The organism is Neisseria viridiae (genome assembly GCF_962747995.1).
GTDB classification, from domain to species: domain Bacteria; phylum Pseudomonadota; class Gammaproteobacteria; order Burkholderiales; family Neisseriaceae; genus Neisseria; species Neisseria viridiae.
This window is the reverse complement of sequence record NZ_CAUJAJ010000005.1, coordinates 113905-125815: the sequence shown is the minus strand read 5'-3', so window position 1 is coordinate 125815 and position 11911 is coordinate 113905. Positions and strand designations below refer to the sequence as shown.

At 54.3% G+C, this 11911-nt stretch carries 11 protein-coding genes; 5 read left to right on the top strand and 6 right to left on the bottom strand.

The features are described 5' to 3' along the window. Positions 1–87: 87 nt before the first annotated feature. The 4 genes from dksA to Q9J79_RS05050 all read right to left on the bottom strand — a co-directional run bounded on the left by dksA (position 88) and on the right by Q9J79_RS05050 (position 2584). Entirely contained in the window at positions 88–504 is a 417-nt protein-coding gene (gene dksA, locus Q9J79_RS05065) for an RNA polymerase-binding protein DksA (protein ID WP_301911193.1), read from the bottom strand. 146 nt (positions 505–650) lie between these two features. Next, complete coding sequence (gene proC / locus Q9J79_RS05060; protein WP_301911192.1) at positions 651–1460, bottom strand: pyrroline-5-carboxylate reductase; 810 nt, start codon at positions 1458–1460, stop codon at positions 651–653. A gap of 30 nt (positions 1461–1490) precedes the next feature. Then, positions 1491–1898: an RNA-binding protein gene (locus Q9J79_RS05055; RefSeq protein WP_301911191.1), complete on the bottom strand. Its 408-nt coding sequence runs from the start codon at positions 1896–1898 to the stop codon at positions 1491–1493. Then, positions 1898–2584: a YggS family pyridoxal phosphate-dependent enzyme gene (locus Q9J79_RS05050; RefSeq protein ID WP_301911190.1), complete on the bottom strand. Its 687-nt coding sequence runs from the start codon at positions 2582–2584 to the stop codon at positions 1898–1900. Before Q9J79_RS05050 ends, Q9J79_RS05055 begins: the two co-directional genes overlap by 1 nt. Before the next feature lie 113 nt (positions 2585–2697). On the opposite strand from Q9J79_RS05050, the gene pilT reads away from it, so the two are divergent. From pilT to Q9J79_RS05030, 4 genes are all read left to right on the top strand, one after another. Beyond that, positions 2698–3741: a type IV pilus twitching motility protein PilT gene (pilT, locus tag Q9J79_RS05045; protein WP_003753675.1), complete on the top strand. Its 1044-nt coding sequence runs from the start codon at positions 2698–2700 to the stop codon at positions 3739–3741. Positions 3742–3903: 162 nt separating this feature from the next. Then, entirely contained in the window at positions 3904–5130 is a 1227-nt protein-coding gene (locus Q9J79_RS05040; RefSeq protein ID WP_301911189.1) for a PilT/PilU family type 4a pilus ATPase, read from the top strand. Between the two features lie 116 nt (positions 5131–5246). Beyond that, positions 5247–7397 carry a YccS family putative transporter gene (gene yccS, locus Q9J79_RS05035; protein ID WP_301911187.1) on the top strand — a complete coding sequence of 717 codons (2151 nt, stop codon included), beginning with the start codon at positions 5247–5249 and terminating at the stop codon, positions 7395–7397. 458 nt (positions 7398–7855) lie between these two features. Then, positions 7856–7996 carry a hypothetical protein gene (locus Q9J79_RS05030; RefSeq protein WP_301911186.1) on the top strand — a complete coding sequence of 47 codons (141 nt, stop codon included), beginning with the start codon at positions 7856–7858 and terminating at the stop codon, positions 7994–7996. Positions 7997–8068: 72 nt separating this feature from the next. Here the strand turns inward: Q9J79_RS05030 and Q9J79_RS05025 are convergent, their stop codons facing one another. Together Q9J79_RS05025 and ftsY are read right to left on the bottom strand one after the other, a co-directional pair. Further along, on the bottom strand, positions 8069–8335 hold the full coding sequence (locus Q9J79_RS05025; protein ID WP_301911185.1) for a DUF3079 domain-containing protein: 267 nt from the start codon (positions 8333–8335) through the stop codon (positions 8069–8071). A 290-nt stretch (positions 8336–8625) separates the two neighbouring features. Then, positions 8626–10119, bottom strand: coding sequence for a signal recognition particle-docking protein FtsY (ftsY, locus tag Q9J79_RS05020; RefSeq protein ID WP_301911184.1), 1494 nt, complete (start codon positions 10117–10119; stop codon positions 8626–8628). A 145-nt stretch (positions 10120–10264) separates the two neighbouring features. Here ftsY and msrAB point away from each other — a divergent pair, with 145 nt between their 5' ends. After that, positions 10265–11833 carry a bifunctional peptide-methionine (S)-S-oxide reductase MsrA/peptide-methionine (R)-S-oxide reductase MsrB gene (gene msrAB / locus Q9J79_RS05015; protein ID WP_301911183.1) on the top strand — a complete coding sequence of 523 codons (1569 nt, stop codon included), beginning with the start codon at positions 10265–10267 and terminating at the stop codon, positions 11831–11833. Positions 11834–11911: the final 78 nt, after the last annotated feature.

The window sequence follows — 11911 nt, the reverse complement described above, 5'->3', positions numbered from 1 at the left end:
CCTTCCTCCCCCTCCTCTGGCTGGTGCGCCTTTGTGAATATGCCGTCTGAAACTTGGGGCTTCAGACGGCATTTCGTTTGCTGCTATTCAGTCGGCAAACTGTTTTTTCATCCTCTCTCGGCGTTCTTGTGCCTCAACAGATAAAGTGGCTGTCGGGCGTGCCAGCAGCCGCTTCAGACCGATAGGTTCTCCCGTATCAGCACAGAATCCATAGTCCCCTTCATCAATATTGCGGATGGTCGCCTGTATTTTACTGAGAAGTTTTCGTTCCCGATCGCGGGTACGGAGTTCCAATGCGTACTCTTCTTCCTGTGTGGCACGGTCGGCAGGATCGGGGGCTGATTCGTGTTCTTGGAGATGCCCTGTCGTAGCGGAAGCATTTTCGATAAGTTCGTCTTGCATTTTTACCAGCAATTCGCGGAAAAAAGCCAAATGGTCGTCATTCATATAATCGTCTTCCGGCCCGTTCCAATTCAAAATATCTTGTTCTGTCAGCTTTGCCATAATGTATGTCCTCTCGGTTCACCGCAAAAAACAAAGCACCATAAAGTGGCTTTATTCCTTTGATTTTTATAAGGCTTATTGTCTAAGGCGTTTTTAAAAACGCGCATCATAACACGTTTTGGATTGGTTTTTTTATTTTCTTTACATTATTGATATTGCCGTTCCATTTCCTGCGAACGGCGCACACAGGCACAAACGCCTTCATTTATGGCTTCGGCGACACGATGCCGTCTGAAGGCTTCCACAGCTTCGTGGGTTGTCCCACCTTTTGACGTTACATTTTTTTGAAGCTTCTCGAAATCTTCACCCGTCTGTTCGGCAAGGGCAACCGCTCCTTTAAATGTTGCCAGGCTGAGCGCGCGTGCTTCTGCCATATCAAACCCTTGTCGGATGGCGGCATTTTGCAATGCATCCAACAGATAAAACACATATGCCGGCCCGCTGCCGCTGATGCCAGTAATGCTGTGCATTTGCGCTTCATCTTCCAACCAAACGGTCAAACCGACTGATTTCATGATTCGATCGGCAATCCTGCGGTCTGTTTCCGATACTTCCGCTTCGGCATACATACCGGATACGCCCAGCCCGATTTTTCCGGGCGTATTCGGCATAACCCGGACAATGCGGCGGCTTCCCCCGAGGTAACGTTTGAGCGTACCGACTGACAATCCGGCTGCGACAGAAAGCACCAATGCGCCGTTGGTGCGGATATTTTTGCACGCGGCTTCCATATCCTGCGGCTTGACGGCGAGGATTAAAACATCGTCGGAATGAAGCTCCGGCAAGGTTTCAGAAGTTTCGACCCCCAACTCTTTTTCCAAACGTTCGCGTTTTTCCACTCCCCGATTGGCTATATGGATACGGTATCCCCCTTGTTTGACCAATCCGCCCGCAACGGCAGCCGCCATATTTCCGCCGCCGAGAAAATAAACATTCATTATTTCTACCCTATTCAAAATTACCTTACTAAATTCATTCCCAATTTTTTACCATCGGGCGCGCTCGGACAGGCCGTTGCGCCGCAACCCCTGCTTTTTCAAACAATCAAAACCTTCCTGTTTGAACGTCTCAATTAAAGGTTTGCCGTCACGCGTACGCCAATCCAGCCCGCAGGCTTCAAACTTCCCTATTTTCCTGTAAAAGTAAGATTGTTGTGCGGATTCATATTCATTTGCCCTGACGGAACGATTGCCGTCTGAAAGCGGTATCTCGTAGTCCTCTAAAGACGGCGGACTCTCGCCGCCAATATCCCAAAAATCGATGGCGGCAGGCTTTCTCGGCTTACACCAGCCGGTGAGGGACGAACACTCATACCCCCCCGCCAGCCGACAGCCTGCAACCGTAAATGCAAGCAACGCAGCCGTTACCGTATATTTTATTACCCGAATTTCCATCAGCCCCTTTTCCCGAAAATCGCGCTGCCGATACGGACGTGTGTTGCACCGCACGCAATGGCGGCAGGCATATCGTCCGACATCCCCATAGACAGCACGTCCGCCTTAACTCCTGCCGCATTGAGGTCGGCAAGCAGTTTCCGCATCGTTTGAAATTGCGCCTTCAACTCCGTTTCACTGCTGTTGGCTTTGGCAACACACATCAGTCCGCGTACGACGATATTCGGCAGCTTCGCCACTTCCACGGCAAGCGCGACCGCTTCTTCGGGCGCGACACCGTGTTTTGCCGCCTCGCCCGCAATGTTCACCTCGATACACACCTGCAAGGGCGGCATTGAGGAAGGACGCTGCCCGCTCAGCCGGACGGCGGTCTTTAGACGGCATACGGTATGCACCCAATGCGCGCGTTCGGCGACAAACTTGGTTTTGTTGGACTGCACATCGCCGATAACGTGCCACACGATGTCGGTCAAATCCGCCAATTCCTCCGTTTTGCCGTACCACTCCTGAATATAGTTCTCGCCGAAATCACGCTGTCCGGCGGCGTAAACTTCGCGGATACCGTCTGAAGGGAAAGTCTTACCGACGGCAATCAGGCTGACGGAATGCGGCTTCCTGCCCGCCTGCAGAACCAATTTTCCGATACGGTCGGACACCTCACGATAACGTTCTTGCAAAACCGTCATAAATTATCCCCGGTAAAAATGCTTAAATAGTTGAATCCCAAGAATCAGGGCAGTAAAATTCAGAAGTAGGAAACACCGAACGACCCAAACATTATACTGGACAATATCCCATTATGCAGATTACCGACTTACTCGCCTTCGGCGTTAAAAACAAAGCATCCGACCTTCACCTGAGTTCGGGCATATCCCCTATGATTCGGGTTCACGGCGATATGCGGCGCATCAACCTTCCCGAAATGAGTGCGGAAGAGGTCGGCAATATGGTAACTTCGGTGATGAACGACCATCAGCGGAAAATCTACCAGCAAAACTTGGAAGTCGACTTCTCGTTCGAACTGCCCAACGTCGCCCGGTTCCGCGTCAACGCCTTCAACACCGGCCGCGGCCCCGCCGCCGTATTCCGCACCATTCCCAGCACCGTCTTATCGCTGGAAGAATTGAAAGCCCCGCGCATTTTCCAAAAAATCGCAGAATCGCCGCGCGGCATGGTATTGGTTACCGGCCCTACCGGCTCGGGCAAATCCACCACGCTTGCCGCGATGATCAACTACATCAACGAAACCCAGCCGGCACACATCCTGACCATCGAAGACCCGATCGAATTCGTCCACCAAAGCAAAAAATCCCTGATTAACCAGCGCGAGCTGCACCAGCACACCCTCAGTTTCGCCAACGCGCTGAGTTCCGCATTGCGCGAAGACCCCGACGTTATCCTTGTCGGCGAGATGCGCGACCCTGAAACCATCGGCTTGGCACTGACCGCCGCCGAAACCGGACACTTGGTTTTCGGCACGCTGCACACGACCGGCGCGGCAAAAACCGTCGACCGTATCGTGGACGTATTCCCCGCCGGAGAGAAAGAAATGGTGCGCTCTATGCTGTCTGAATCGCTGACCGCCGTCATCTCCCAAAACCTGCTGAAAACGCGCGACGGCAACGGCCGTGTCGCCTCGCACGAAATCCTGATTTCCAACCCCGCCGTCCGCAACCTCATCCGCGAAAACAAAATCGCGCAGATTAACTCCGTCCTGCAAACCGGGCAGGCGAGCGGTATGCAGACGATGGACCAATCGCTGCAATCGCTGGTGCGCCAAGGGCTGATTGCACCGGAAGTCGCACGCAAACGCGCGCAAAACAGCGAAAGTATGAGTTTCTGACACACACCGCCTTCCGGCCATACCGGCGGAAAAACAAGGTGCAAACACGCAGGGCGGGACGCGACATCCAGCCCAGCATACCCTTCCGAATAGGAAGCGTCCGCCTTCCTGTTGAAACCTGCCGCCGCAAACTGCAAGGCTTAAACTGAAAAGAAGCTAACGATGAGTACCAATAACCTGCACGACATCTTGGACGAAATGGTTCAAGTGTATTCTCAAAAAAAACAAAGCCGATCCGAAACTCCGGCCGAAATCGGCGCACACCTCCACCCGCTGCTCGACCGCCTGTGCGAAACCGCAGAAGCGCAAAGCGCGTCCGACATCCTTATCAGCAAAGGATTCCCGCCCTCGTTGAAAATCAACGGCGCATTAACCCCGCAGCCGCAAAAGGCTCTGACGGGCGAGGAAACCGCCGCCATCACCGCATCGACGATGAACGCCGAACAATCGGAAATATTCCAGCGCGACGGCGAAATCAACTACTCCGTCCAATCGCGCAGCGGCACGCGCTACCGCGCCAACGCCTACCACAGCCAAGGCCACGCAGGTTTGGTTTTGCGGCGCATCAACCACATCATCCCGCAAATGCAGGAATTGGGCCTGCCCGAAAAACTCAAAGACCTCGCCGTCGCGCCGCGCGGGCTGCTGATTATCGTCGGACCTACCGGTTCGGGCAAATCCACCACGATGGCGACTATGCTCGAACACCGCAACAAAACCCTGCCCGGCCATATCGTTACCATCGAAGACCCGATAGAGTTTATCTACAAACCGCGCCGCTGCATCTTTACCCAGCGCGAAATCGGCGTCGACACCATAAACTGGCAGACGGCGGTACAAAACGCCATGCGCCAGTCCCCCGACGTGGTCTGCATCGGCGAAGTCCGCAGCAGGGAAAATATGGAATACGCGATGCAGCTCGCCCAAACCGGCCACCTGTGCATTTTTACGCTCCACGCCAACACCGCGCCGCAGTCGCTCGAACGCATACTCAACTTCTACCCCAAAGAACAGCACAAGCAAATACTGATCGACATCGCCCTCAACCTGTCCGGTATCGTCTGCCAACGTCTCGCCCTCAAAAAAGACAAAACCGGCAGGACGGCGGTTGTCGATTTGCTCATCAACACGCCCGCCATTCAAGACTTCATCCTGAAGGGCGACCTGATGAACATCAATAAAATCATGGAAACCGCCAAAACCGACGGAATGCAGACGATGGACCAAAACCTTTTCGAACTGTACCGGCACGGCATCATCAGTTACGAAGAAGCCCTGCGCCAGTCCGTTTCCGCCAACAACCTGCGCCTGCACATCCAACTGTACGAAGAAGGCAAAATGCCCGAACTCCTTTACGACAGGGTCAACGGTCTCAACCTCGTTTCCTAATCCGCAAAACCCAATGCCGTCTGAAAACCGCATCCCCGTTTTCAGACGGCATGATTTTATCCGCCCCATTCATGTGCTACACTTTATTCACTTCATAACAATAAACCGGTAAAACCATGAAAACCCCACTCCTCAAGCCTCTGCTCATTACCTCGCTTCCCGTTTTCGCCAGTGTCTTTACCGCCGCCTCCATCGTCTGGCAGCTAGGCGAGCCCAAGCTCGCCATGCCCTTCGTACTCGGCATCATCGCCGGCGGCCTTGTCGATTTGGACAACCGACTGACCGGACGGCTGAAAAACATCATCGCCACCGTCGCCCTGTTCACCCTCTCCTCACTTGTCGCGCAAAGCACGCTCGGCACAGGTTTGCCATTCATCCTCGCCATGACCCTGATGACTTTCGGCTTTACCATCATGGGCGCGGTCGGGCTGAAATACCGCACCTTCGCCTTCGGCGCACTCGCCGTCGCCACCTACACCACCCTCACCTACACCCCCGAAACCTACTGGCTGACCAACCCCTTCATGATTTTGTGCGGCACCGTACTGTACAGCACCGCCATCCTCCTGTTCCAAATCGTCCTGCCACACCGCCCCGTCCAAGAAAGTGTCGCCAACGCCTACGACGCACTCGGCGGCTACCTCGAAGCCAAAGCCGACTTTTTCGATCCCGACGAAGCCGAATGGATAGGCAACCGCCACATCGACCTCGCCATGAGCAACACAGGCGTCATCACCGCCTTCAACCAATGCCGTTCCGCCCTGTTTTACCGTTTGCGCGGCAAACACCGCCACCCGCGCACCGCCAAAATGCTGCGCTACTACTTCGCCGCCCAAGACATCCACGAACGCATCAGCTCCTCCCACGTCGACTACCAAGAGATGTCCGAAAAATTCAAAAACACCGACATCATCTTCCGCATCCACCGCCTGCTCGAAATGCAGGGGCAGGCATGCCGCAATGCCGCCCAAGCACTCAGGGCGGGCAAAGACTACACATACAGCAAACGCCTCGGCCGCGCCATCGAAGGCTGCCGCCAGTCGCTGAGCCTCCTTTCAGACGGCAACGACAATCCCGACATCCGCCACCTCGGCCGCCTACTCGACAACCTCGGCAGCGTCGACCAACAATTCCGCCAACTCCAGCACAACGGCCTGCAGGCAGAAAACGACCGTATGGGCGACACCCGCATCGCCGCCATAGAGACCGGCAACCTCAAAAACACCTGGCAGACAATCCGTCCGCAACTGAATCTCGAATCAGGCGTATTCCGCCATGCCGTCCGCCTCTCCCTCGTCGTTGCCACCGCCTGCACCATAGTCGAAGCCCTCAACCTCAACCTCGGCTACTGGATACTGCTGACCGCCCTTTTCGTCTGCCAGCCCAACTACACCGCCACCAAAAGCCGCGTCCGCCAGCGCATCGCCGGTACCGTACTCGGCGTAATCGTCGGCTCGCTCGTCCCCTACTTCACCCCGTCTGTCGAAACCAAGCTTTGGATCGTCGTCGTCAGCACCACCCTGTTCTTCATGACCCGCACCTACAAATACAGCTTCTCGACATTTTTCATTACCATTCAGGCACTGACCAGCCTGTCGCTTGCAGGGTTGGACGTATATGCCGCCATGCCCGTGCGCATCATCGACACCATTATCGGCGCATCCCTTGCCTGGGCGGCGGTCAGCTACCTGTGGCCCGACTGGAAATACCTCACGCTCGAACGCACCGCCGCCCTTGCCGTACTCAGCAACGGCGCCTATCTCGAAAAAATCACCGAACGCCTCAAAAGCGGCGAAACAGGCGACGACGTCGAATACCGCGCCACCCGCCGCCGCGCCCACGAACACACCGCCGCCCTCAGCAGCACCCTCTCCGACATGAGCGGCGAACCCGAAAAATTCGCCGGCAGCCTGCAACCCGGCTTCACCCTCCTCAAAACCGGCTACGCCCTGACCGGCTATATTTCCGCCCTCGGCGCATACCGCAGCGAAATGCACGAAGAATGCAGCCCCGACTTTACCGCACAGTTCCACCTCGCCGCCGAACACACCGCCCACATCTTCCAACACCTGCCCGAAACCGAACCCGACGACTTTCAGACGGCATTGGATACACTGCGTGGCGAACTCGACACCCTCCGCACCCACAGCAGCGGAACACAAAGCCATATCCTCCTCCAACAGCTCCAACTCATCGCCCGACAGCTCGAACCCTACTACCGCGCCTACCGACAAATTCCGCACAAGCAGCCCCAAAACGCAGCCTGAAAAAGTTTCGGCATTTTGTAAGAGAGAACAGATTGTCAGACAGGTTGCAAGATAGTGGATAAGGCTTTGAGCAGGGTAAATGCACAGGTAGGAGGCAGCTGTAGGGCGGATACATAAGGTGGGGGAATAGGATGGACTGTACGATGAACTGTAGGGCGGGCTTCAGCCCACCATTTCCACCAACCCCAACACCCAATCGATTATTCCCACCATCTTCATCAACTCAAAAACACAAACGGAAGAAAGGGATTCCTGCCTGCCGATTATGACTGTTTCAACGATTTGCCCACAATATCATGTGTTTTCGATGATGTTGTGAAGTGATGGGGTTGGTCGAGACGGTGGGATTGATGGAAATGGTGAGATTGGTGGGCTGAAGCCTACCCTACAGCCTGCGCACGGCAGGCGGCGGCATGGGAAAAACAGGCAGAAATAAAAAACGCGCCCAAAAATAAAAAATGCCGTCTGAAATTGTTTCAGACGGCATCTTAATTTCTGACAAGGTATTACCCCTACCGTATCCAATCACCAATCTTATTATGGCGTGGGTCGGCATACCGACGCGGTTTTGTCTGAAAATTCGGGCAGGTGCGGAATAACGGCAAACCTGTGCGTATGCCGTAAAAAATGCCGTCTGAAATTGTTTCGGACGGCATTTTCATAGGAATGCATCAGGCGATTTTGTTTTTGAGGGGGAGTTTGATATGGGGTTTGGTGGGTTTAGGGGCTTCTTTCAAGCCCAGCTCGATTTGCTGCTCCTCGCTCAAGAGGTTGCTCCAGTCGCCTTTTTTATACCAGTCGCACCCGTCCAGCTCGATGGGGTGTTGGATGCGCTCGCAGCCGTTGCCGCACTGCAAATCGTCTTCGCGGCAATATTTGTCGCACCCCCAACAGATGCGCTCGGGATTTTTGGGGAATATGGGGAATTTTTTCGCCATGATATGTGCCTCGTTTTTTTTATTGGATGAAATTATAGGGGATGCGGCGGCGGCAGTTTCGGGTTTATACGTTTTTTACGCGCAGGGGTTAAGGTTTGTGAAATACCGTATGAGGCGGTTTCGGTATTTTATACGGTAAATGTGTCAGGCGCGTAGGGGCGTTCGCATTTTTTGGGAGTTGGTATGAATTGATAGGGTCAATGGAATCGGTGGGCTGAAGCCCACCGATTCTGCCAATCCCCACTATCTCCCGAAAACACCAATCCGCCGTTTTCAGACGGCATTTCGGCTCAATCCAACAACGCATCCACAAACGCGCGCGCGTCAAACGGGCGCAAATCGTCTATGCCTTCGCCCACGCCGATGTAGCGGACGGGGACGGGGCGGTCGGAGGCAAGCGCGGCGAGGATGCCGCCTTTTGCCGTGCCGTCTAGCTTGGTAACGATTAAACCGGTCAGACCCAATGCGTCGTCAAAGGCTTTGACTTGATTGACGGCGTTTTGACCGATATTGGCATCAAGCACGACGATGATTTCATGTGGCGCATCAGGCATGGCTTTTTGCAATACGCGCTTCACTTTTTTGATTTCTTCCATCAAATGAAGCTGCGTGGGCAGGCGGCCGGCGGTGTCGGCAAGCACAATGTCGATGCCGCGCGCTTTGGCGGCTTGGACGGCATCAAAACAAACGGCTGCGGAATCGCCTGTGGTTTGCGAAATCACGGTTACGTTGTTGCGCTCGCCCCAAGCTTGAAGCTGCTCACGCGCGGCGGCACGGAAAGTATCACCTGCCGCCAGCAATACTGATTTGCCCTGCGCTTGGAAATATTTGGCGAGTTTGCCGATGGAGGTGGTTTTACCCGCGCCGTTGATGCCTGCAAGCATGATGACAAACGGCTCTTTGGTTTCGGGCAAGACCAAAGGTTTCTCCAGAGGCTTAATCAGGTCGTACAAGGCTTCTTTCAGCGCACCGCGCAATTCGTTGCCGTCTTTGAGACCTTTGAGGCTGACACGGTCGCGCACATCTTTCATCAGGTATTCGGTGGCTTCCATGCCCATATCGCTGGTAATCAGCACGGTTTCCAGCTCTTCGTATAAATCTTCGTCGATTTGTCCGCCGCCGAACACGCCTGCCAGCGATTTCGCCATTTTGTCGCGTGATTTGGTCAAACCTTGTTTCAAACGCGCCGCCCAACTGAGCTTGTGTTCTTCAGTTGTCGCAACGGTTTCCGCAATGGTTTCTTGAACTTGCTCGGCAGCTTCGCTGACGGTTTCAACAACGGCTTCTTTTGCGGATTCAAGGTGTTCCGCTGCTTCTTCAGCAGCTTCAACCACTTCAGACGGCATTTCGGCAACGGCTTCTTGAATCTGCTCGGCAGCTCCGCTAACTGCCTCAACAGCTTCTTCTTTGACTGCTTCAGCCTGTTCTGCCACTTCTTCAGCAGCTTCAGACGGCATTTCGGCGGCGGTTTCTTGAACTTGCTCAACGGTTTCGCTGACGGTTTCAACAACCGCTTCTTTTGCGGATTCAAGGTGTTCCGCTGCTTTTTCAGCCGCCTCAGCCTGTTCTGCCACTTCTTCAGCAGCTTCAACCGCTTCAGACGGCATCGCGTCTGCCGCCGTCAGCTCTTCCGCTTTTTCGGCGGTGTTTTCCCAAACCGTTTCAATCGTTTGCGAAACAGCGGTTTCGGCGCGTCCTGCGGCTTCGGCGGCGGTTTCCTGAATGCGGGTTTCTCCTTGGGCGGGCGTTTCCTGTTTTTTCTTGCGACGGAAGAAGCTGAACATTGAATTTTCCTTTTAATTTTAGAAACTTGAAATAAACCATATTGTAGCGTATTTTGCGCGGCAAGGTTGTCTGAAAATCCGGACTGTAAGGTTTCGGCATCTCAAACGTCTAATCATACAAACCATCCACACAGGAAACATCAAAATGAAATACCGTACCTTCTTTTCCCTTTGCGCCAAGTTCGGCTGCCTGTTTGCGCTGGGCGCGTGTTCGCCCAAAACCGCAGATGCCGGAGCCGCGACCGTGCCGCACACTTTGTCCACTCTAAAAACCGCGGACAACCGCCCCGCCGGTGTTTACTTGAAAAAAGACAAACCGACGCTGATTAAATTTTGGGCGAGCTGGTGTCCTTTGTGTTTGTCCGAACTGGGACAAACCGAAAAATGGGCGCGAGATGCAAAATTCAGCTCCGCCAACCTGATTACCGTCGCCTCTCCGGGCTTTCTGCACGAGAAAAAAGACGGCGACTTTCAAAAATGGTATGCCGGTTTGAATTATCCCAAGCTGCCCGTCGTTACCGACAACGGCGGCACCATTGCCCAAAGCCTGAATATCAGCGTTTACCCCTCTTGGGCGTTAATCGGTAAAGACGGCGACGTGCAGCGCATCGTCAAAGGCAGCATCAACGAAGCGCAGGCATTGGCGTTAATCCGCGACCCGAATGCCGATTTGGGCAGTTTGAAACATTCGTTCTACAAACCCGACACACAGAAAAAGGATTCAAAAATCATGAATACGCGCACCATCTACCTCGCCGGCGGCTGCTTCTGGGGCTTGGAAGCCTATTTCCAACGCATAGACGGCGTGGTTGACGCAGTATCCGGCTACGCCAACGGCAAAACAAAAAATCCGAGCTACGAAGACGTGTCCTACCACCATACGGGCCACGCCGAAACCGTCAAAGTCACCTACGATGCCGACAAACTCAGTCTCGACGACATCCTGCAATACTATTTCCGCGTCGTTGACCCGACCAGCCTCAACAAACAAGGCAACGACACCGGCACGCAATACCGCAGCGGCGTATACTACACCGACCCTGCCGAAAAAGCCGTCATCGCCGCCGCACTCAAACGCGAGCAGCAAAAATACAAACTTCCCCTCGTCGTCGAAAACGAGCCGCTGAAAAACTTCTACGACGCCGAGGAATACCATCAGGACTACCTGATTAAAAACCCCAATGGCTATTGCCACATCGACATCCGCAAAGCCGACGAACCGCTGCCGGGCAAAACCAAAGCCGCCCCGCAAGGCAAAGGCTTCGACGCGGTAACGTATAAAAAACCCAGTGATGCCGAACTCAAACGCATCCTGACCGAAGAGCAATACCAAGTTACCCAACACAGCGCGACCGAATACGCCTTCAGCCACGAATACGACCATCTGTTCAAACCCGGCATTTATGTGGACGTTGTCAGCGGCGAACCCCTGTTCAGCTCCGCCGACAAATTCGATTCCGGCTGCGGCTGGCCGAGCTTCACCCGCCCGATTAACGCCGCCGCCGTTACTGAACACGACGATTTTAGCTACAACATGCGCCGCACCGAAGTACGCAGCCATGCCGCCGATTCTCACTTGGGACACGTCTTCGCCGACGGCCCGCGAGACAAAGGCGGACTGCGCTACTGCATCAACGGCGCAAGTTTGAAATTCATCCCGCTGGAACAAATGGACGCGGCAGGCTACGGCGCGTTGAAAGGCAAAGTGAAATAAGCCGCACCGCCGCCTAACCCGACAAAATGCCGTCTGAAACCCGAAACATTTCAGACGGCATTTTTTATCCGATGGGGA

Coding starts and splice junctions, on each gene's coding strand:
- dksA (WP_301911193.1), bottom strand. CDS start 504: ATGGCAAAGCTGACAGAACAAGATATTTTGAATTGGAACGGGCCGGAA.
- Q9J79_RS05055 (WP_301911191.1), bottom strand. CDS start 1,898: ATGGAAATTCGGGTAATAAAATATACGGTAACGGCTGCGTTGCTTGCA.
- Q9J79_RS05030 (WP_301911186.1), top strand. CDS start 7,856: ATGCCGTCTGAAATTGTTTCAGACGGCATCTTAATTTCTGACAAGGTA.
- ftsY (WP_301911184.1), bottom strand. CDS start 10,119: ATGTTCAGCTTCTTCCGTCGCAAGAAAAAACAGGAAACGCCCGCCCAA.
- msrAB (WP_301911183.1), top strand. CDS start 10,265: ATGAAATACCGTACCTTCTTTTCCCTTTGCGCCAAGTTCGGCTGCCTG.
- Q9J79_RS05025 (WP_301911185.1), bottom strand. CDS start 8,335: ATGGCGAAAAAATTCCCCATATTCCCCAAAAATCCCGAGCGCATCTGT.
- Q9J79_RS05040 (WP_301911189.1), top strand. CDS start 3,904: ATGAGTACCAATAACCTGCACGACATCTTGGACGAAATGGTTCAAGTG.
- pilT (WP_003753675.1), top strand. CDS start 2,698: ATGCAGATTACCGACTTACTCGCCTTCGGCGTTAAAAACAAAGCATCC.
- yccS (WP_301911187.1), top strand. CDS start 5,247: ATGAAAACCCCACTCCTCAAGCCTCTGCTCATTACCTCGCTTCCCGTT.
- Q9J79_RS05050 (WP_301911190.1), bottom strand. CDS start 2,584: ATGACGGTTTTGCAAGAACGTTATCGTGAGGTGTCCGACCGTATCGGA.